Genomic DNA, 19,257 nt, shown 5'->3' with positions numbered 1-19,257 from the left:
TTGTCTGGTTAAAACTGGAACTGCAAACGGCTGAACAGAATGCGCTCGTCTTCACGGTCTTGAATGTTGGCAAAGGTACCAGCACCGCCGTCAAACTTGGTCTGCTCGTAGTTGGTTGCCAGGCGTACCCACTGGTTGAGGTACCAGTTCACACCAATACCCCAGGTTTTTGCTTCCTTGGCGCTGGCGGTCGGGTTGGCAAAACGTGCAGCTACGCCAGAAGCGGCTGTACCGAATGCGCTGCTGTCGATGCTGTTTTCCTGGTAGCGGGCCACCAGTTCCCATGCGCCCCAGCCATCCTTGCCGGTTTCAAATGGGTTCTTCGGCTTGACGCTCTTGAAGGAAGCATCTTCGCCGGTCAGTACCCACGAGGCTGCGATCTGCCAGGCATCATTCTTCAGGGTGTCATGCACAGTATCTGCGGCATTGCGAACTTCCTGGGAGGTCCGGGCGTATTCGGCAATCACACCGAATGGGCCGTAGTAGTAGTAAGCCTGTGGCGAAACACGTACGCGACTACCATCACCCACGGTACCGGTGTTGTAGGTAAAGAAGTTGAGCTGCTGGGATGGAGCCTTGTAGCTGGGCAATGCGCCTGTGGCAGAGTTTGTGTAGGTGCCGGCAATACCGAAGCCCAGACCTTCCAGCACGCTATCGCTACCCTTGAATGGGGTAGTGAAAATGCGGGCGGTGTAATCTTTGTCATTGTCAGTGTCGATGCGTGTGTTTTCTTCGCCGCCATCTACTGTGCCGTTGAAAACGCCGACTGCGTAGCTCACTTTGCTATCCAGTACATCGCCATAAATCGAGGCGCCCAGGCCGCGGTTAGGCAGGAAGTTGTTGCTGACATAACTGCGCTCGATGAACTTGATGTCACCGCCGCCTTGCAAGCGCTCCAAGCCTACGAACGGCTTGAATTTACCAGCGCGGATTTTGAATGCTGGGTCGAAACGGGCATCGACATAGGCATCAATCACGCGCGAGTTATTGCTGGATGGAGTTGTGGCATTGTTATTCAATGTTTCACCAAACTCAGGGGTGAAGCGGAAATCATATTTGCCAAACAAGGTGCCCTGGAATGTTGGGCGGATACGGCGAGCGGTAAAGCCGTCATCGGCATTTGCGGTATGGTCAGGCTTGTCAAAATGACGGTAATCCAGCTGAATCAAGCCCTTCAGGCTGTATTCAAACTGACCATCGGCAGACTTGATACCGAAGCCATTAGGGCCAGCATTCACTACCGGCGTTTCTTTCTTTTTAGCGGTTGCTTCTTCAGCAGCGATTTCATTTTTACGCTCCAGGACTTTGATCTTTTGATCAAGGTCCAGAATAGTTTGACGCAATGCTTCGATTTCTGGATCGGCAGCGAATGCACTGTGCGTGGCCAGTAAAAGCCCGCTAGCGAGCAGTGCGGAAGTGATCTTATTGATTTTGAATTGCATGATGAGCCCCTGTAAATTTATTGCTTCCGGCGGTCCGGTCAGGTCATCGATATTTTTAAACTAGATTGCGGCCGCTGCGGTTGCAGTAGGCTTGGACTTTTGCTGTTCATTGCCGAAGCGGACTTTTTCGCGACGCTCGATTTGAGTGACGCGACCATCGTGTACCGTGATCTCTACAGCGCCAAAGCGCAATTGCTCCACGGCACGCAGGATTTCCTGTACGACCTCGGAAGAGAGTGAGGTATTGAACGGTTGGGACATGGCACGTTGCTCCAGCAATATGAATCGAATGCTGCGCACTTTACCAAGCTAATTTAATAATAAAAAATAATTTGTTTTTATAATTTTATAATTTAAAAGAATATTAAACTCAGAATAAAAGCCCAACAGATCTGTTGGGCTTGGCTCTCATTTTTAGTGCTTGATAGGGTATTTATTGGCGGCTGTCGTTCTGCCATAAAACATCAGCGACACCTTGCACCTTGTTGATATAGCGGCAGAGTACGAAAAGCAAGTCTGACAGCCGATTCAAATAGCTGCGCGCGACGGGTGTCACTTGTTCGGAGCGGGAAAGTTCGACCACCTCGCGTTCTGCCCGGCGGCAGACCGTGCGCGCCAGGTGGCAATACGCGGCAGCGCGCGATCCCCCGGGAAGAATGAATTCCTTGAGTGGAGTCAGATGTTCATTAAGCGCGTCCAGTGTGTTTTCCAGGTCATCTACACGCTCAGCCTTGACCATGCTGTGGCCAGGAATGCAGAGTTCGCCGCCCAGATCGAACAGGTCATGCTGGATGCGCGTCAGGTGCGAGGCGATGTCCGCAGGTAGTGACTCCGTCAGCAAGATGCCTATGATGGCATTCAGCTCATCTACCGTGCCCATGGCATTTACCCGAAGGCTGTCTTTGGCAATGCGTGAGCCATCGCCCAAGCCTGTATCGCCTTCATCGCCGGTACGTGTGTAGATTTTACTAAGTCGATTGCCCATGATGATCTCCTGAAGAAGGCTGAATTGTAGTACGCGGCTGAATGACTGTGTCACGCCTTTGCAAGTTCAGCTACACTGGCGCGATTCATTATTTTTTCACGACTTATTTTACTGTGGTCGCTACCTTATCTTCCGCCGGCCATGATTCCCCGGTTGGTGTCTTTGATTCCGGCGTTGGCGGTTTGTCGGTGCTTGCCCATATTCGCCAGGCGCTACCGCAGGAGTCGCTGATCTATGCTGCTGATTCCATGCATGCGCCTTATGGCAGCAAATCGCAGGCATTTATTATTGATCGTGCCATCCAGTTATCAGACTTTCTCATTTCGCGTGGCGCCAAGGCCTTGGTGGTGGCATGCAATACGGCCACGGCTGCGGCTATCAGTGAACTAAGAAGTCGTTATGCTATCCCGATTATTGGCATGGAGCCCGCGGTTAAGCCAGCTGCTGCTGCCACACGCTCCGGCGTGATCGGCGTGCTTGCGACCAGTGGTACACTGCAAAGCGCGCAGTTTGCCGCCTTACTTGAGAGCTACGGCCGTCAGGTGCGGGTGGAAACGCAGGCTTGTGTTGGCCTGGTGGAGTGTATTGAGCGTGGGGAATTGCAAACGGCTGATACACGGCAATTACTGGAAAAGTATATCCAGCCTTTGCTCGAGGCTGGTGCAGATACCCTGGTGCTTGGGTGTACGCATTATCCTTTTGTGCGACCGCTGATTGAAGAGCTTGCCGGGCCGGAGGTAGCCATTATCGATACCGGAGCGGCAGTCGCGCGGCAGTTGAAGCACCGTCTGCAAGAAGCAGACCTGCTCAAAGATGACTCTTACAAGATGCCTGGCGTAACGGAGTTCTGGAGTAACGCCGATGGGTTATCAGCGCAGTCAGTGACCAGCCTGTTGTGGGGCACACCCGTTGAAGTGATGCGCTTGCCAGTTTAAGCACTGGCCAACATTGTTTTAGTGATGATGGGCGACAGCTTCGCCTGCTTTCAGCCTGTACTTGGTGCCGCAATAGGGGCACATGGCTTGACCGCTAGCGGTGATGTCAAGAAATACGCGGGGATGGGAACACCATAACGAGACTTCCTTGGTCGGGCAGTGCAGCGGCAGGTCGCTGGCTGTGACTTCAATCTCTTTTGCTTCGTATGCCATGATGTTCCCTTTGTTGATTTAAACGATGGTGAGCCAGTCCATGTGCTTGGCGGACTTTCCGGTAACCACATCAAAATACATCTTCTGCAGTTGCTCGGTAACCGGGCCGCGTTTGCCCAAGCCGATAGCGCGATTATCCAGCTCGCGAATCGGCGTGACTTCAGCGGCGGTGCCAGTGAAGAACGCTTCGTCAGCGGAGTAGACTTCGTCGCGGGTAATGCGCTTTTCAATCACGGTATAACCAAGCTCGGCAGCCAGTTGCACGATGGTGTCGCGGGTAATACCTTCCAGCGCACTGGTCAGGTCTGGCGTGTAAATCTTGCCATTACGTACGATGAAAATGTTCTCGCCGGAACCTTCGGCAACAAAACCATCCACGTCCAGTAGCAGGGCTTCGTCATAGCCGTCAGCGGCGGCTTCCTGATGTGCCAGGATGGAGTTCATGTAGTTGCCATTTGCCTTGGCTTTACACATGGTGATGTTCACATGGTGACGCGAAAAGGACGAGGTCTTGACGCGAATGCCACGCTCAAGGGCTTCTTCACCCATGTAGGCGCCCCATTTCCATGCGGCAACGATCAGGTGCGTAGACAGTGTCTTGGCCGAAATGCCCATGGCTTCAGCACCGTAAAATGCCATCGGGCGCATGTAGGCTGATTCAAGATTATTTTCGCGCACAGCGGCTTTTTGCGCTTCCACAACAGTCGCTTTGTCGAAAGGCATTTTCATGCCCAGAATATGCGCGGAACGAAACAGGCGATCCGTATGTTCTTTCAAGCGGAAAATGGCCGTGCCTTTATCGGTTTTGTATGCGCGCACGCCTTCAAAAACCCCCATCCCATAATGCAATGTGTGGGTTAAAACATGCGTGGTTGCCTCACGCCATGGCACCATTTTGCCGTCATACCAAATTAGACCATCACGGTCAGCCATCGACATCTTCAGTTCTCCATCAATACTAAAGCTATTAAAAGCATCATTGTAATCGCAAGCCCTTGTATTTGAATAGCCGAAATCGGCGCTATGTAGGGGTTTCGGCTAAAGAAAGGTCATGGAGGATGGGGCGTGGGCCACTGGCATGGCTAAAGTCGAGCATTATGGTCAAGTATAAACCACTTTTAAAATATGGTTAATGCGTGTAAAGTTAATCCATGTTCTTTTTATGGTCATTTCAAGAGGGGATTATCATGCATAAAAAAATTCTGGTTTCTTTACTGGCATTAATGACGCCTGTAGCCGCGATGGCCGAGGCGGGTGACTGGGTTGTCCGTGCCCGGGCGGTGAATGTCAGTCCCAATGAGGATAGTAAATTGGGACGTACCGTCAATGGTGTGGGGCTTGGTAATGTCATGAGTCCAGGGGCCAAACTTGAGGTGGATAGCAATACCATTCCCGAACTGGATATTTCTTACTACTTCACAAAGCATATCGCTGCCGAATTGATTCTGGCATTGGGCACACGTCATGATGTCAGCATCCATGGCGATTCTGCTGGTGTGATTGGCAACCAGAAGTTGGGCTCGGTGAATCTGCTACCGCCAACCCTTACTGTGCAATGGCACTTCCTGCCTGATCAGAAATTTGATCCTTATGTCGGGGCTGGTTTTAATTACACGGCTGCGCTGGACCGCAATCTGCAATTTACCTCAGGTGCCGCAGAAGGGACCAAGATCAAAATTGACCGCGACAGCGTAGGGCTGGCTTTGCAGGCAGGTTTTGATATCAACTTGCAAGACGGCTGGTTGATCAATGCAGACGTCAAGTACATCTGGATGGATACGGATGTGGAAATGCGTGGCCCTCTTACAAGTAATAAATGGACCAAAATTGACAGCCTGGATATTAATCCATGGGTGGTCGGCGTAGGTTTCGGCAAGAAGTTCTAAGTTATAAAAAAAATAGATGAGTCCGTGTGTGGCAGGTGTTGCTTTTTTGTGACGCCTGTCACGCTAGTGGAAAGTGCATTGGCGAGTGAACTTTCAGCGAATCTGCACAAGTCTGGAATATGAATGTGCGAAAACTCATGTAGTAAAAAGGGTTTTTATGTTGTTCTGTAAAGCTGTTACAGAATATAATCGCAACTCTTTACTTTAGCGGTTTTTGATCGGGAGACGTAGTAATGGCAACGGCGAGCGTCGCAACTTCTGGCGTCAATGTGAGTGCAGTGAGCGAACAATATAACTACGATGTTATTCGCAAATTCACCATCATGACGTTGGTATGGGGTGCGATAGGTATGTTTGTCGGGGTGTATATCGCCTCGGAACTGGCTTATCCCTTCCTCAATTTTGATATTCCTTACATTACCTTTGGTCGCTTGCGTCCTGTGCACACAGGGGCGGTGATTTTCGGCTTTGGCGGTAGCGCGCTGTTTGCTACGTCTTACTATGTGGTTCAGCGTACCTGTCAGGCGCGCCTGTTCAGCGATGGCATGGCGAGCTTTACGTTCTGGGGCTGGCAAGCGATTATCGTCTGTGCTGCACTGGGTAACGTTCTGGGCTATAGCCAGGGCCGTGAATATGCGGAAATGGAATGGCCGATCGACTTGATGATCGAAGTTGTCTGGGTAACCTACCTGATCATCTTCGTTGGCACCCTGATGAAGCGCAAGCAACCTCATATCTATGTTGCCAACTGGTTCTACCTCGCATTCATCCTGGCAACTGCCTTGCTGCATACCTTTAACAATCTGGCCGTGCCTATCAGCCTGTTCTCCATGAAGTCCTACAGCCTGTTCTCTGGCGCGCAGGATGCCATGACACAGTGGTGGTATGGTCACAATGCCGTGGGCTTCTTCCTGACGGCTGCTTTCCTTGGCATGATGTACTACTTCGTGCCCAAGCAGGCCGGTCGCCCTGTTTACTCATACCGTCTGTCAGTGCTGCACTTCTGGGCAATCATCTTCCTGTACATGTGGGCCGGTGCGCACCACTTGCACTGGACGGCGATTCCTGACTGGACATCCACGCTGGCTGCCACATTCTCCATCATGCTGTTGCTGCCATCCTGGGGCGGTATGATCAACGGTATCCTGACGCTGTCCGGTGCCTGGGACAAGCTGCGTACTGACCCTGTGATGCGATTCCTGATTGTGGCGCTGTCGTTCTACGGCATGTCCACCTTCGAAGGTCCGATGATGTCCTTGAAGGATGTTAACGCACTGTCGCACTACACTGACTGGACCATCGGTCACGTGCACTCCGGTGCTCTGGGCTGGGTAGCCATGATTTCCTTCGGTTCGCTGTACCACCTGGCACCACGCCTGTGGAACACGCCTATGTATAGCCAAAAGCTGATCAACGTTCACTTCTGGCTGGCGACCATCGGTATCCTGCTGTACATCGTTGCCATGTGGATTTCCGGCATCATGCAAGGTCTGATGTGGCGTGCGTTTGATGATTTCGGCAACCTCCAGTATTCCTTCGTGGAATCTGTTGCGGCAGCCCATCCTTTCTATGTCATGCGTGCATTGGGTGGTGCGTTCTTCCTGAGCGGTATGTTGTTGATGTGCTACAACATGTACAAAACCATCCGCAAAGGCAGTACCGAGCAGCAGGTTGAGATCAGCCCAGTGGCTGCTTAATACGGAATAGAGGGTATTGGAGTCAAAATGAAACACGATAATATTGAGCGCAACCTAGGCATCCTGCTGGTACTGACTATGCTGGCTATCAGTGCTGGCGGCCTGGTTGAGATTGTTCCCCTGTTTTTTATCAAGGAAACGGTTGAGAAGGTAGAGGGTGTTCGTCCTTATAGTCCTCTTGAACTGCGTGGCCGCGATATCTATGTGCGTGAAGGCTGCTATTTGTGCCACTCGCAAATGATTCGCCCATTCCGTGATGAAGCGTTGCGTTATGGTCACTACTCGCTGGCTGCAGAGTCCAAGTACGATCACCCGTTCCAATGGGGTTCCAAGCGTACTGGTCCAGATCTGGCCCGCGTTGGCGGCAAGTATTCGAATGACTGGCAAACCCAGCACTTGAACGCGCCTCGCTCGTTGGTGCCACAGTCGGTGATGCCTAACTATCCATGGCTGCTGAAGACCGATCTCGATTATTCCGATATCGAGTTGCGCATGAAAGCCTTGCGTACGACTGGCGTGCCTTACTCTCTCACTCAGGCCGAATACGACCGTAATGTGAAGGAGTTTGGTGAAGACGTTGCCAAGAGCCTGCATATTCCTGATGCTGAAAAGAATCTGGTAGCGCAGGCCCAGCTGGGTAACTACGACACGGATCCTGGCAAGTTGAGTGAAATGGATGCCCTGGTGTCTTACCTTCAAGTGCTGGGTACCATGGTCGACTTCAAGAAATACGACGACGATTACTTCGTTAAATTCCGTTAATAGACTGCAAGAGGCTTCATGATGGAATGGTTGATGTGGTTTACCAAGTTTGAGAATACCAAGCCGGTTTCATTGGTTATTTTCTTTGTCCTGTTCTGCGGGGTCATGGTCTACCTTTACGGTAGCCGTTCCCGCGGCGAGAAGCTGGAAAACTTCAAGAACATTCCTCTGCAAGACGATTAGATTTAATTAGGACGAATCATGAGTCAGGACAAAATCAAGACACCGACCACCACAGGACACGTGTGGGACGACGATCTTCAGGAGCTTACCAATCCATTGCCTAACTGGTGGGTATGGGGTTTCTACATTACGTTTGTATTCACCATTGTGTACTGGCTGTTTTACCCAGCCTGGCCGATTGGTCATACCTACACCAAAGGTATCCCTGGCTGGAACAGCATTACCTACACGGCTACAACAGTGGATGGCAAGGAAGTAGAGAAAACCACGCACTGGAACATGCGCTCCAAGTTCATGCATGAAATGAATGAACAGCAAGCCGAGCAAAAGAAATGGTTCGACAAGGTAGCGGGTGCTTCTTATGAAGATGTATCCAAGGATGCTGACCTGATGCAGTTCGTTAACTCGGCCGGTAAGACCCTGTTTTCGGACAACTGCGCACCATGTCACCAATCTGGTGGTCAGGGTAAAGTCGGCTTCTCGCCCAACCTGACCGATGACCACTGGCAATATGGTGGTACCTATGACCAGATTCACACCACGATTGTGGGTGGTCGTCGCGGTTATATGCCTCCTTTCAAGGAAGTCTTGAATGATCAGCAGATCACCCAGTTGGCTAACTATGTATTGAGCCTGTCTGGCGAACCGCATGATGAAACGGCTGCCGCTGCTGGTGCCAATATTTTCAAGGGCGACTCTGCTGCTTGCTACTACTGCCATGGTGCTGATGCCAAAGGCCGTATCGAGCTGGGTTCTGCCAACCTGACCGACAAGATCTGGTTGTGGGCCGATGTGCCTGCAGCCAAGGATGCAGCGGCCAAGCTGGATGCCGTCAAGCATGTGATTTCCGGTGGTCTGGACCGTGGTGTGATGCCTAACTGGGATCACCGCCTGAAGCCTGAGCAGATCAAACTGTTGACCGTGTACGTGCACGATAGTCTGGGTGGCGGTAAGTAATACGTTTTACTCCAAGTACCATCTGAACGATGCAACTTAATCAAAGGCTCACGCCCTAATGTGGGCCTTTGTCGTTTTTTAGCGGTAATTTTCAAAGCGAGTCAGAAACAGCCATGGAAGCAAGCAAAGCTAGTCAATCTGCCCTTTACGCCAAGCACATTCCCATTTTCACGCGCTCGGTAAAAGGCAAATACCGCAACTTCAAGACCGCGGTCATGATCGTGGCGTATAGCGTTTACTTCCTGCTGCCGTGGATGCCCTGGGAGCGCGCCAGCTCCCCTAGTCAGGCCTTGCTGTTTGACCTGAGCACCCGCCGGTTTTTTATTTTTGACCTGATTGTTTACCCGCAGGATATCTTCTGGCTGGCGATGTTATTGTTCATCGCGGCTGCCTTGCTGTTTTTTGCCACTGGCCTGATAGGCCGTGCCTGGTGTGGTTACTTCTGTTTTCAGACCTTGTGGACTGATCTTTTCATCATGGTGGAAAAGGCCATTCAGGGGGAGCGCCCTGCGCGCTTGCGTTTATACAAGCAGCCCTGGAATGCAGAAAAAATTCTCAAGATAGGCTCATCGCATTTCCTGATGCTGCTGATTTCCTTCTGGACGGCATTTACCTTTGCCGCTTACTTCAATTACGCTCCGGATTTTCTGGTCAACCTGTTTACAGGGCATGCCGCAGATGCCGCATATATCACTGTCGCTGCCTTAACAGTGACGACCTATGTGGCTGCTGGCCTGTTACGTGAAAATATCTGTACGCTGGCTTGTCCGTATGCGCGCTTCCAGGGCGTGATGTATGAGCCAGATACCTTGGCGGTGAGTTACGACGCCAAACGTGGCGAAGGGCTGGCAGGTCGCACGCTGCCGATCGCGGGCTTGAAAACCCGCGAAGAGCGCCAGGCCAAAGGCCATGGCGATTGCATTGATTGTGGCTTCTGCGTGCAGGTTTGCCCCACAGGCATTGATATCCGTAATGGCTTGCAATACCAGTGTATTTCCTGCGGCCTTTGCATTGATGCCTGCAACAACATCATGGATTCCGTGGGCTATCCGCGCGGTCTGATTCGTTATGACTCCGAGAAAAACCTGGCAGATGCAACACCACATGCTCCCCGTCTGGAGTGGAAGCGCCTGAAAGTGCTGGGCTATGCCGTCGCCATCGTGGTGATGACGGGAACGCTTTTTTACAATATCGGCACCCGTACCAATGTCGAAGTGTCTGTACAACAGGTGCGGCAACCCATGTTCATCATGTTGTCAGATGGCAGCTTCCGTAACCGCTATCAGATTCATATCGTCAACAAGACCGAGCACGACGAGACATACAAGATCAGTGTCAGCGGAATACCGGCAGATGCGCTGGATATGGGGAATATTCCCCAAGTGCATGTGCGTGCGGGCAAGGATTTGACGGTGAACGCCAAGGTGAATCTTGAACATGAGCTGGCCGAGCGGACCAAGACATTTAACTTTGTCGTTCAGCCGCAGACGGCCGGTGCTGAAACCATCACTCTTCCTACCAACTTCAACAGTAAGTGAGTTAATCCGTGAATTTGTTTGTCTTGCCGCAGGTGTCCATGACGGAAACCCTGTTTGGCGGGTTGCTACTGGCGGCCCTGTTGTTTTTTGTCAGTCGACGCCTGGGCTTGCCCAATTTCTGGGCGGGCATTCTGAGTGGTGCTTTACCATTTTTGCTGTATCTGGCCTATAGCCAGCAGCACTGGACTGGCGGAGATGTGCTGGCAATCCACTTTGCGGTTTATCTGGCGAATGCGGGGCTACTGATGGTGTTCGGTGGCATGCAGCAGAAAAAGCAGAAGCTGCACTGGGCGCCGCGACTCATCATCGGGTTTTTTATTGGCCTGGTAGTTCTGAATGCCGTGTTGTTATCCATTTCCAGCCGTGGCTTGCCGGATAGCATCAGCAACCTGTTCTTGCCGCACCCGGCCAATGAAACGGTGCATACCGCCTTTCCTGGCCTCATTCCGCATGATCGCAACAAACTTTACGAACCGCATCTCGCCAGACTTGAGCAGCAGCGTCATCTCGGCTGGAAGATTGGCATTGAGGGCTGGGATACCATGAGAAGCAAGACTCCCTCGACCATTACTCTCAAGCTTGATGATGCCCAAGGCGCAGGCATTGCCGGTGCGGAAGTGACGATGGGCTTGTGGCGTATGGCCAATAGCCGTGATGATCAGAAGTTTTCCCTGTCCGAAGTGAGCCCCGGCGTTTATCAGACCACGATGACATTGAATGACTCTGGCCGATGGATACTGGATCTCTATATCCAGCATGGTGAAGATACCTACATCAAGCAGCAAACCCTTTACATCGATGGCGATTAAGCTGCGCGTATGACGGACGTGGTGGATTGCTATCATTGCGGCTTGCCCGTGATGACGGGCGAGCGTTATGCGCTTGATATATTGGGCGCACGCCGTCGCCTCTGTTGTCACGGTTGCCAGGCGGTAGCGAGTTCGATTGTTGATAATGGACTGGAAGATTATTACCGTTATCGCACCGAACTTCCCAAAACTGCCGAAGAGCTGGTTCCCGATGAACTGCGCAAGCTCGCCCTGTATGATCATCCCGATGTGCAGAAAAGCTTTGTCCATGAGGCAGGCTCTTTAAAAGAAGCGGCTCTCATCATCGAGGGCATTACCTGCGCGGCCTGTATCTGGCTGAATGAGCGCCATCTGCAGCAATTGCCCGGTGTGCAAAGTGTCTCTTTCAACTACGCATCGCAGCGGGCCCGCATTAGCTGGGATGACAGCAAGATTCATCTGAGCGAAATCCTCGCCGAAATCCGCAAGCTGGGCTATCACGCCCATCCCTTCAGTGCCCAGCAGCAGGATGAAGTCCGCCAGCAGCAGAAAAAACGGGATTTTCGTCGCTTGGCGGTGGCCGGGCTGTCTGCCGGGCAGGTCATGATGATCGCCGTGGCCCTGTATGCAGGACCTGCACAGGGGCTGGAGCCTGCTACTGCCCAGATTCTGCGGTGGTTCAGTCTGCTGATGAGCGTGCCGGCCATGACTTATGCCGCGTGGCCATTCTATCGTGCTGCCTGGCGCAGTATTGCCAATCGCAGCCCAGGCATGGATGTGCCGATTGTACTGGGGCTGTTGACAGGGTTTGCTGGCAGCATATGGGCCACTTTGCAGGGGCATGGCGTTGTGTATTACGACACCCTGACCATGCTGATTTTCTTTCTGTTATCCACGCGCTATCTGGAACGCAATGCCCGGCTGAAATCCATAGAGGCGGCAGAAAATCTCCTCAGATTGGCCCCCGCCATGGCGACGCGTTTGCGCGGGCAGGAGCAGGAAATCGTGCCGGTGGTGGAACTGAAAACCGGAGACCATATACTGGCGCGTCCGGGAGAATCGGTGGCAGCCGATGGCGTGGTGATCGAAGGTGAAAGCAGTGCAGACGAATCTTTGCTGAGTGGCGAAAGCAAGCCGGTTCACAAAACGATGGGTCATCCCGTTTACGCGGGCAGCATCAATTATGAGAGCCCGCTGGTCATTGAAGTGACCGGTGTGGGCGAAAACACCATGCTGGCAGGTATTTCCCGCTTGCTGGATCGTGCCCAAGCTGAAAAACCTAGGCTAGCGCATGTAGCCGATCGTGTTGCCGCCTACTTTACAACGGCGCTGCTGCTGGCCGTTATTCTCATTGCCTGGATCTGGTGGCATATCGACCCTGAGCGCACGCTGGATATCGTGCTGGCGGTGTTGGTGGTGAGCTGCCCTTGTGCGCTTTCGCTGGCGGCCCCCGCGGCATTTGCCGCCGCTGGCTCGCATCTGGTGAGTCGCGGGGTTTTGTTCACGCGTGGACATGCGCTGGAAACCCTGGCCCGGGCAACGCATTTTGTCTTCGACAAAACAGGCACGCTGACCATGGGCAAGCCCGTGCTGGTGCATACACAGTGTTATGCCGATATGGACGCGCAAACTTGCCTGCGTATCGCCGCCAGTCTGGAAAAAAGTTCTGAGCACCCGCTGGCGCGCAGTTTTATTGAAGCGATTCAGGCGCAGCCCTTATTCACGGTGACTGACAATGCCAATATTCCCGGGCAGGGTGTGGTGGGGGAGATTGAGGGAGAGCGTTACAGCTTGGGTAATGTGCGCCTTAATCCTGCCGCGGCAGGCATACAACTGCCTCTGGATGAATATCCCGCAGGGGCTTCGGTTGTCTGGCTGAGTGATAGTCGTCAATTGCTGGCCGCCTTTGTGCTGGCGGATCAGCCACGTCCTGAGGCGGATCTGTTGATACAGCGCCTGCTCAATCAACGCCTGCGGGTGTCGATATTCAGCGGGGATGCCAAGGCCTCGGTGGATTATTTTGCCGATGAAATGGGCGTGACAGACCGACGCGCTGAAATGTCGCCGCAAATGAAATTGCAGGCTCTGCAGGCATTGCAGGAGCAAGGCGAGGTGGTGGTCATGGTGGGCGATGGTATCAACGATGCGCCTGTGCTGGCCGGTGCACAGGTTTCGATCGCCATGGGCAGTGGTACTCAAATGGCCAGAGCCAGCGGAGATATTGTGCTGCTGACAGAACACATGCCGGAAATTGAACATGCCTTGCAAACCAGCCGCTTCGGCATACAGATCATTCGCCAGAATTTTGCCTGGGCCCTGGCCTACAACCTGGTCGCGTTGCCCTTTGCTGCCAGTGGATTGCTGTCGCCATGGATGGCAGCGATTGGCATGTCCATCAGCTCGCTCATCGTGGTGATCAATGCCTTACGCCTGCGGTAGCTTTGTTCAGGATATTCTTGTTTTATCAGGCGCTTGTCCGGAATTCATCAGGACCCCATCCCTTGCCTGATCTTAGCAGGAATGATTGCTATTGGTGTTATTGTTACAAAATCCATTTATAAACAATAAGATAGTGAATTTTTCCGAGTGCATTTTTAAGCTTTTTACGTTATCATCCACCCCAATGTCATGCTTTGCATGATGCAAATTTGGAATGGAGGCTGGTATGAAAGGTGATAAAAAAATAGTTGGGATACTGAATGACTTGCTCGCGGGCGAGTTGACGGCGGTCGATCAGTATCTGATTCATGGCGAGATGTATGCGGATTTTGGTTTGCAGCAACTGGCGGATAAAAGCTTGCACGAATCCGAGCATGAGCGCTCCCACGCGCGCGCCATCATTCAGCGCATCCTCTTTCTCGAAGGCAAGCCCAATCTCGAAAAGCGTGACCCGCTGAACATCGGCAAGTCTATTCCCGACATGCTCAAATCCGATCTGGCTCTTGAATACCATGTGGTGGGCTCGCTGAAAAAGGCGATGGCAGAGTGCGAAAAAGCACAGGATTATGTCACGCGCGACATGCTGCTGACCCAACTCGACGATACCGAAATGGACCATGCGTACTGGCTTGAACAGCAATTGCGCCTGATCAATCTGGTCGGTCTGGAAAACTACCTGCAAAGCCAGATGAAGTCATCTGGTGCGGTTTGAGCGTGAAGGAGTAAAAGATGAAGGGTGACAAGAAAGTCGTTGAAATACTGAACAAGGTGCTCAAGAACGAGCTTACCTCCATCAATCAGTATTTCCTGCATGCTCGCATGTTTCGCAACTGGGGTCTGGAAAAGCTCAACGACTACCAGTACAAGCAGTCCATCCGCGTAATGAAGGAAGCCGACAAGGTGATTGAGCGCGTGCTGTTCCTGGAAGGCCTGCCCAACTTGCAGAATCTCGGCAAATTGCTCATTGGCGAAGACGTGGTGGAATGTCTGAACGGTGACCTCAAGTACGAAAAGGACATTCAGCGCCCACTGCTGATTGAAGCGATCGCCCTGTGCGAAGAGGTGCAGGATTATGTCAGCCGCGATTTGCTGCAGGATCTGCTGGAGCACTGCGAGGAAGCGATTGACTGGCTGGAAACCCAGCAAACCCTGATTGCGGACGTCAGCTTGCCGAATTACCTGCAGGCGCATATCGAATCCGATTAATCCGGTCGATGTCGCAGAATAAAAAACCGCAGCCCGTCTGCGGTTTTTTTATTGCCCAAATATGTCAGTTACTTGGAACTATATTGACACGCTTTGCTCTATGAATGATAATGGTTCTCAATTTATTTTAACTGATATATAGTCGGCCTAAAATTATATGTATGTATGTGTTTGTCGTGCGGTAACTGAGCGTCAAATTTTTCAAGCAGCCCGTGCCGGGGCAAAAAATCTCAAAGACTTGAAGCGCGAACTGGGCGTTGCTGCCGAGTGCGGCCGTTGTGCGAGCTGCGCCAAGGATTGCCTGCGCGAGGCACATCAAGAGACCGCGACTGTCGCCAAGATCATTCCTTTGCATGCGCCGGGCTTGGGCTACGCTTAACCTAGCATATCGAGATCTTGTTCTTCGACTGATTACATTACCTTTTTCCATGCAAAACGCCAGCTTCAAGCTGGCGTTTTGCATTTGGCTTCCGAGCCTGTCAAAAATTAAAGCAGGTGCTCCAGTAACTCAGGTCCAAACACTTCCCTGTGCAGGCGATCAGCGCTCACACCTGCATGCAGCAGATACTGGCGTTGCTGCTGCATGAATCCGGCCGGCCCGCACAAGTAAAACTCGCCTTCCGCCAGGAACGGCTGCCACGCTGCAGTGGGGCGCACTTCATCGCCTGACGATATGGCATTCCCCGCCTGGTAAAAGCGCTCGACAATTAAACCGGGCAGTTTGCGTTTTGCAGCTTCCAGTTCGTCTTGCAAAATATGCTGTTCTGTACCGCGATTGCCATGACAGAACAATATCTGGCGCGTGCTGCCGAGGTCGCGCAAGGTATTCAGGATAGAGAGCATGGGGGTGATGCCTATACCTGCTGACAGCAATGCGATAGGCTTTGCGGAAGACAAATCCACCTGAAGGTCGCCAAAGGCTTTGCTGGCGTTAATGGCATCACCTTCCTTGATATGCGTGTGCAGCCAGTTGGATACTGTACCCTCCGGTTTTCCAGTATGTTCGGTCTCGCGTTTTACGCTGATACGCCACCAAGGTTGTTGCGGCGAATCCGACAGACTGTATTGGCGCAACTGACGCTTATGCTCATTCAATTGAGCTTCTACCGTGATGTATTGGCCAGGTAGGAATGCTCCGGGGCTCCTACCATCTTCGGTTTGCAAGTAATAAGACACGATGTCCGCACTTTCCTGCACGCGTCTCACCACCTTGAGTCTGGTGAGTGCACCTGCCTCCGCGCCACTCTGGGCATAGAGTTTCTTTTCCTCATCAATCAGCAGATTGGCCAGCAGCCAATACGCCTCTCCCCAGGCATCGATCAGGGCGGGAGTGGCGGCATCCCCCAGCACGGTTTTGATAGCGCCCAGCAGATGTTCACCAACGATAGGGTAATGGTCTGCAGTTAATCCTACCGCGGCATGCTTGTGCACAATACGGCTCACAACGGGTGCAAGGGCATCGGCATTATCGACATTGGCGGCGTAGGCAAAAACGGCGGCAGCGAGCGATTGCTGCTGCGAGCCATTGGCCTGATTTCCCATATTGAACAGATTGGTTAACTCGGGATGCGCGGCAAACATGCTGCGGTAAAACGTGGTGGTTATGGCAAGGCCATGCTCGCGAAGTACCGGTACGCTGGCGTCAATATAGGGTCTGGCGGTCGCTGAAAGCATCATCACTCCTTATGTTGTATTTAAAATGAAACAATATGACTATAAAAAAACCGGGATATCCCGGGGTGCTGGTCCATGTACTTATGCCGTCATGGTTTGAAGGTGTTTCTGTTGCAGGCGTACGATAATTTCACTGGTATGTTTGGGGGTGACGTCCGCCAGTGTGTAGGTGTCCAGATGCCGGTAAAAGACATCCAGGCTTTCATCCAGCACACCCTTCAGGCCGCAACTGCCGGCCAAAGGGCAGGCCGGTTGTGCACAATCCACCAGGGATTGTTTTCCTTCCAGGGTGCGTATTACCAATCCCAACGACAGGCTGGCGGGATCCATACCCAGGCGCAAACCGCCTCCTGGGCCCCGGGTTGCCTGTATCCAGCCGGTCTTGTTGAGGAAAGTCACGACTTTGATAAGGTGGTTGCGCGGCACATTCAACTGCTGGGCCAGCTCGGTAATGGAGACCATGCGCGTATGCGTGCTCTGTGACACATACATGAGTGCTCGCAAGCCAAGATCGGTGAATTTTGTTAGTTGCATGAGCGGCATCATAATATTGTTGCTTTTAAATTGCAACAATTGAATGCGAAGGTATTAATCGATGCGATGCAGTTGCCGTGAAAGCTGCCGTAACTCAGCTTCGGCATCGCGGTAGCTGGGGAACAGCCGCGCGACAATCGCCCAGAAACGGGCAGAGTGGTTCATTTCCTTGAGATGCGCCAATTCATGCGCAATCACATACTGGATGATATGTGGCGGTGCCTGGATTAAGCGCCAGTTCAGCCGGATTTCACCTTTGGAATTGCAACTTCCCCAGCGACTGCGTGCGCTGGACAAGGCAATCGGCGGCATGGGCAGGCCCAGTTTCTGCACCAGCAATTCGGTACGGCGGGTGAAATCGACCAGTGCCTGCTGTTTGTACCACTGAGTGACCCGGCGCTTGATCATGCCGGTATCGCTGATGTCCGTGAGGCGGACGTCCATGCGGCTGCCATCGCAACTGATCGCACGATTGCGGCTATCTGCGGCAAGGTAAAGCGGCAGGCTGTTGCCCAGCAGCCATAGCGTTTCTCCGTTTTGCCAGCTCAGGGCGGGGACTTTGGCGGCGGCCTGCTGCTGAACTTTTTGCTGTATCCAGTCACGTTTGCTGTAAAGCAGGGCTTCAAGTTCGCGCAGGCTTAGTCGCTGCGGAATAGAGACAACCAGGCCCTGCTCGCTGATACGGAGTCCGATGGAGCGCCGCTTGCTGCTACGCTTCAGTTCATATGGCAAGCGAGTGCCATCCGCCAGTGCAAGTTCAGGCATTGCTGGCAGGCAGCTCCGTCATGGCGGATTCTATCCAGGCTTCTACGCGCTGGTTCAGCTCGTCAGGTTTCAAGCCTGCACTGGCAATGGCCGGGCCAATGTGAACAGTAATGGTGCCAGGTTTTTTGAGAAAGGAGTTCTTGGGCCACAGCGTCCCCGCATTGTGCGCAACAGGTACCACGTTGCTTTGCGTATGCGTCGCCAGCCAGGCCCCACCTATATGGTATTTTCCCTTGGTGCCCGGGGCCATGCGCGTGCCCTCGGGGAAAATCACTACCCAGAAGCCTTTTTTCAGCCTGTCCTTGCCCTGGGCTACCATTTGCTTGAGCGCTTCGCGACCGGCCGAGCGGTTGATGGCAATCGGCGACGTCATGGCAAGGCCCCAGCCGAAGAACGGAATCCATAACAGCTCGCGTTTCAGCACCCAGACCTGCGGGGGGAATATCTGCTGAAAGGCCAACGTTTCCCACGCTGACTGGTGCTTGGCAAGAATGATACTGGGGGTAGTGGGGATGTTTTCCTGACCGATGATGCGATAACGGATGCCGCAAGTGACGCGCAGCCACCAGAGCATGCTGCGAGCCCAGCCCGAGATGATCTGATAGCGCCAGATGGGCGGCAATGGGAAGGTCAGGATGGCAATGAAGGCATAGATGGGCGTCAGCAGCCACATGCCCAGGGTATAAAGTAAGGAGCGCAGAACGAGCATTTATTTGTCTTCAGCGATGATACGTTGAACCGCCTCGGCCAAGTCCGCGCAAATCCAGGTGTTTTCGGGCAGGCCGCCAGCTTGCAATGTGGCTTCGCCCTTGCCGGTGCGAACCAGAATGGGCTGGCAGCCGCATGCCACACCGGCCTGCAGATCGCGCAGGGAGTCGCCCACGCAGGCCACTCCTTTCAGATCCATGCCAAAGCGACGGCCGATTTCCTCCAGCATGCCAGCTTTGGGTTTGCGGCAATCGCACTTGGCTTCCGCCGCATGCGGGCAATAAAACAAGGCATCAATGCGGCCGCCCAGCTGGCTAAGGCTGCGGTGCATTTTGTCGTGAATGGCATTGAGGGTGGCCATATCAAACAAGCCACGCCCAATGCCAGACTGGTTGGTGGCCAGTGCGACGCGGAATCCGCTCTGGTTCAGCAGCGCAATGGCTTCCAGGCTGCCCGCAATGGGAGTCCACTCATTGGGGCTTTTGATGAAGTGCGGGGAGTCATGATTGATGACACCATCGCGGTCCAGGATCACCAGCTTCATG

The 19,257-nt window shown here is 52.9% G+C and carries 22 protein-coding genes; 12 read left to right on the top strand and 10 right to left on the bottom strand.

Annotated features, from left to right (window positions below; genetic code table 11):
* Positions 1–8 precede the first annotated feature (8 nt).
* The 3 genes from MPQ_RS10260 to MPQ_RS10250 all read right to left on the bottom strand — a co-directional run bounded on the left by MPQ_RS10260 (position 9) and on the right by MPQ_RS10250 (position 2,427).
* Complete coding sequence (locus tag MPQ_RS10260) at positions 9–1,442, bottom strand: OprO/OprP family phosphate-selective porin (RefSeq protein ID WP_013442873.1); 1,434 nt, start codon at positions 1,440–1,442, stop codon at positions 9–11.
* 60 nt (positions 1,443–1,502) lie between these two features.
* A complete protein-coding gene (locus tag MPQ_RS10255) occupies positions 1,503–1,703 on the bottom strand; it encodes a YezD family protein (RefSeq protein WP_013442872.1) in 201 nt (66 codons plus the stop codon).
* A gap of 172 nt (positions 1,704–1,875) precedes the next feature.
* Positions 1,876–2,427, bottom strand: a complete 552-nt coding sequence (locus MPQ_RS10250) for a cob(I)yrinic acid a,c-diamide adenosyltransferase (protein ID WP_013442871.1) — start codon at positions 2,425–2,427, stop codon at positions 1,876–1,878.
* Positions 2,428–2,540: 113 nt separating this feature from the next.
* On the opposite strand from MPQ_RS10250, the gene murI reads away from it, so the two are divergent.
* Positions 2,541–3,362, top strand: a complete 822-nt coding sequence (murI, locus tag MPQ_RS10245; RefSeq protein WP_041362840.1) for a glutamate racemase — start codon at positions 2,541–2,543, stop codon at positions 3,360–3,362.
* Between the two features lie 18 nt (positions 3,363–3,380).
* Here the strand turns inward: murI and MPQ_RS10240 are convergent, their stop codons facing one another.
* Both MPQ_RS10240 and MPQ_RS10235 read right to left on the bottom strand, forming a co-directional pair.
* The gene (locus MPQ_RS10240) at positions 3,381–3,575 is read right to left on the bottom strand and encodes a zinc-finger domain-containing protein (protein ID WP_013442869.1); all 195 of its coding nucleotides are present in this window, start codon (positions 3,573–3,575) and stop codon (positions 3,381–3,383) included.
* 18 nt (positions 3,576–3,593) lie between these two features.
* Entirely contained in the window at positions 3,594–4,514 is a 921-nt protein-coding gene (locus MPQ_RS10235; RefSeq protein ID WP_013442868.1) for a branched-chain amino acid transaminase, read from the bottom strand.
* Between the two features lie 248 nt (positions 4,515–4,762).
* On the opposite strand from MPQ_RS10235, the gene MPQ_RS10230 reads away from it, so the two are divergent.
* The 11 genes from MPQ_RS10230 to MPQ_RS13745 all read left to right on the top strand — a co-directional run bounded on the left by MPQ_RS10230 (position 4,763) and on the right by MPQ_RS13745 (position 15,410).
* On the top strand, positions 4,763–5,461 hold the full coding sequence (locus MPQ_RS10230) for an OmpW family protein (protein ID WP_041362834.1): 699 nt from the start codon (positions 4,763–4,765) through the stop codon (positions 5,459–5,461).
* Positions 5,462–5,694: 233 nt separating this feature from the next.
* Positions 5,695–7,158, top strand: a complete 1,464-nt coding sequence (gene ccoN, locus MPQ_RS10225; protein WP_013442866.1) for a cytochrome-c oxidase, cbb3-type subunit I — start codon at positions 5,695–5,697, stop codon at positions 7,156–7,158.
* A 27-nt stretch (positions 7,159–7,185) separates the two neighbouring features.
* Entirely contained in the window at positions 7,186–7,920 is a 735-nt protein-coding gene (gene ccoO / locus MPQ_RS10220) for a cytochrome-c oxidase, cbb3-type subunit II (RefSeq protein WP_013442865.1), read from the top strand.
* A 21-nt stretch (positions 7,921–7,941) separates the two neighbouring features.
* Positions 7,942–8,103: a cbb3-type cytochrome c oxidase subunit 3 gene (locus MPQ_RS13750; protein WP_015830719.1), complete on the top strand. Its 162-nt coding sequence runs from the start codon at positions 7,942–7,944 to the stop codon at positions 8,101–8,103.
* 18 nt (positions 8,104–8,121) lie between these two features.
* A complete protein-coding gene (gene ccoP / locus MPQ_RS10215) occupies positions 8,122–9,060 on the top strand; it encodes a cytochrome-c oxidase, cbb3-type subunit III (protein ID WP_013442863.1) in 939 nt (312 codons plus the stop codon).
* A gap of 113 nt (positions 9,061–9,173) precedes the next feature.
* The gene (ccoG, locus tag MPQ_RS10210) at positions 9,174–10,598 is read left to right on the top strand and encodes a cytochrome c oxidase accessory protein CcoG (protein ID WP_041362313.1); all 1,425 of its coding nucleotides are present in this window, start codon (positions 9,174–9,176) and stop codon (positions 10,596–10,598) included.
* An 8-nt stretch (positions 10,599–10,606) separates the two neighbouring features.
* On the top strand, positions 10,607–11,407 hold the full coding sequence (locus MPQ_RS10205) for a FixH family protein (protein ID WP_013442861.1): 801 nt from the start codon (positions 10,607–10,609) through the stop codon (positions 11,405–11,407).
* 9 nt (positions 11,408–11,416) lie between these two features.
* Positions 11,417–13,825: a heavy metal translocating P-type ATPase gene (locus tag MPQ_RS10200; protein WP_013442860.1), complete on the top strand. Its 2,409-nt coding sequence runs from the start codon at positions 11,417–11,419 to the stop codon at positions 13,823–13,825.
* A gap of 226 nt (positions 13,826–14,051) precedes the next feature.
* Positions 14,052–14,537: a bacterioferritin gene (gene bfr, locus MPQ_RS10195; RefSeq protein ID WP_013442859.1), complete on the top strand. Its 486-nt coding sequence runs from the start codon at positions 14,052–14,054 to the stop codon at positions 14,535–14,537.
* A gap of 17 nt (positions 14,538–14,554) precedes the next feature.
* Positions 14,555–15,031, top strand: coding sequence for a bacterioferritin (gene bfr / locus MPQ_RS10190; RefSeq protein ID WP_013442858.1), 477 nt, complete (start codon positions 14,555–14,557; stop codon positions 15,029–15,031).
* A 157-nt stretch (positions 15,032–15,188) separates the two neighbouring features.
* Positions 15,189–15,410, top strand: coding sequence for a (2Fe-2S)-binding protein (locus MPQ_RS13745; protein ID WP_013442857.1), 222 nt, complete (start codon positions 15,189–15,191; stop codon positions 15,408–15,410).
* Positions 15,411–15,517: 107 nt separating this feature from the next.
* On the opposite strand, the gene MPQ_RS10180 is transcribed toward MPQ_RS13745, so the two are convergent.
* The 5 genes from MPQ_RS10180 to gmhB all read right to left on the bottom strand — a co-directional run bounded on the left by MPQ_RS10180 (position 15,518) and on the right by gmhB (position 19,256).
* Positions 15,518–16,705: a globin domain-containing protein gene (locus tag MPQ_RS10180; protein ID WP_013442856.1), complete on the bottom strand. Its 1,188-nt coding sequence runs from the start codon at positions 16,703–16,705 to the stop codon at positions 15,518–15,520.
* Positions 16,706–16,786: 81 nt separating this feature from the next.
* Positions 16,787–17,239, bottom strand: coding sequence for an Rrf2 family transcriptional regulator (locus MPQ_RS10175; RefSeq protein WP_202944348.1), 453 nt, complete (start codon positions 17,237–17,239; stop codon positions 16,787–16,789).
* Between the two features lie 54 nt (positions 17,240–17,293).
* Positions 17,294–18,004, bottom strand: a complete 711-nt coding sequence (locus tag MPQ_RS10170) for a M48 family metallopeptidase (RefSeq protein WP_013442854.1) — start codon at positions 18,002–18,004, stop codon at positions 17,294–17,296.
* Positions 17,997–18,713 carry a 1-acyl-sn-glycerol-3-phosphate acyltransferase gene (locus MPQ_RS10165; protein WP_013442853.1) on the bottom strand — a complete coding sequence of 239 codons (717 nt, stop codon included), beginning with the start codon at positions 18,711–18,713 and terminating at the stop codon, positions 17,997–17,999. Before MPQ_RS10165 ends, MPQ_RS10170 begins: the two co-directional genes overlap by 8 nt.
* Positions 18,714–19,256, bottom strand: coding sequence for a D-glycero-beta-D-manno-heptose 1,7-bisphosphate 7-phosphatase (gene gmhB / locus MPQ_RS10160; protein ID WP_013442852.1), 543 nt, complete (start codon positions 19,254–19,256; stop codon positions 18,714–18,716).
* Position 19,257: the final 1 nt, after the last annotated feature.

This window comes from Methylovorus sp. MP688 (assembly GCF_000183115.1).
In the GTDB taxonomy this organism is placed as follows: Bacteria; Pseudomonadota; Gammaproteobacteria; order Burkholderiales; family Methylophilaceae; genus Methylovorus; species Methylovorus glucosotrophus.
The sequence above is the reverse complement of the archived record's forward strand: the minus strand, read 5'-3'. Positions and strand labels throughout refer to the sequence as shown.

Bases quoted from the DNA above. Each gene is read 5' to 3' on its own strand.
- MPQ_RS10260 (WP_013442873.1), bottom strand. From the start codon at position 1,442: ATGCAATTCAAAATCAATAAGATCACTTCCGCACTGCTCGCTAGCGGG.
- MPQ_RS10255 (WP_013442872.1), bottom strand. From the start codon at position 1,703: ATGTCCCAACCGTTCAATACCTCACTCTCTTCCGAGGTCGTACAGGAA.
- MPQ_RS10250 (WP_013442871.1), bottom strand. From the start codon at position 2,427: ATGGGCAATCGACTTAGTAAAATCTACACACGTACCGGCGATGAAGGC.
- MPQ_RS10240 (WP_013442869.1), bottom strand. From the start codon at position 3,575: ATGGCATACGAAGCAAAAGAGATTGAAGTCACAGCCAGCGACCTGCCG.
- MPQ_RS10235 (WP_013442868.1), bottom strand. From the start codon at position 4,514: ATGTCGATGGCTGACCGTGATGGTCTAATTTGGTATGACGGCAAAATG.
- MPQ_RS10230 (WP_041362834.1), top strand. From the start codon at position 4,763: ATGCATAAAAAAATTCTGGTTTCTTTACTGGCATTAATGACGCCTGTA.
- ccoN (WP_013442866.1), top strand. From the start codon at position 5,695: ATGGCAACGGCGAGCGTCGCAACTTCTGGCGTCAATGTGAGTGCAGTG.
- ccoO (WP_013442865.1), top strand. From the start codon at position 7,186: ATGAAACACGATAATATTGAGCGCAACCTAGGCATCCTGCTGGTACTG.
- MPQ_RS13750 (WP_015830719.1), top strand. From the start codon at position 7,942: ATGGAATGGTTGATGTGGTTTACCAAGTTTGAGAATACCAAGCCGGTT.
- ccoP (WP_013442863.1), top strand. From the start codon at position 8,122: ATGAGTCAGGACAAAATCAAGACACCGACCACCACAGGACACGTGTGG.
- ccoG (WP_041362313.1), top strand. From the start codon at position 9,174: ATGGAAGCAAGCAAAGCTAGTCAATCTGCCCTTTACGCCAAGCACATT.
- MPQ_RS10200 (WP_013442860.1), top strand. From the start codon at position 11,417: ATGACGGACGTGGTGGATTGCTATCATTGCGGCTTGCCCGTGATGACG.
- bfr (WP_013442859.1), top strand. From the start codon at position 14,052: ATGAAAGGTGATAAAAAAATAGTTGGGATACTGAATGACTTGCTCGCG.
- bfr (WP_013442858.1), top strand. From the start codon at position 14,555: ATGAAGGGTGACAAGAAAGTCGTTGAAATACTGAACAAGGTGCTCAAG.
- MPQ_RS13745 (WP_013442857.1), top strand. From the start codon at position 15,189: ATGTATGTATGTGTTTGTCGTGCGGTAACTGAGCGTCAAATTTTTCAA.
- MPQ_RS10180 (WP_013442856.1), bottom strand. From the start codon at position 16,705: ATGCTTTCAGCGACCGCCAGACCCTATATTGACGCCAGCGTACCGGTA.
- MPQ_RS10175 (WP_202944348.1), bottom strand. From the start codon at position 17,239: ATGCAACTAACAAAATTCACCGATCTTGGCTTGCGAGCACTCATGTAT.
- MPQ_RS10170 (WP_013442854.1), bottom strand. From the start codon at position 18,004: ATGCCTGAACTTGCACTGGCGGATGGCACTCGCTTGCCATATGAACTG.
- MPQ_RS10165 (WP_013442853.1), bottom strand. From the start codon at position 18,713: ATGCTCGTTCTGCGCTCCTTACTTTATACCCTGGGCATGTGGCTGCTG.
- gmhB (WP_013442852.1), bottom strand. From the start codon at position 19,256: ATGAAGCTGGTGATCCTGGACCGCGATGGTGTCATCAATCATGACTCC.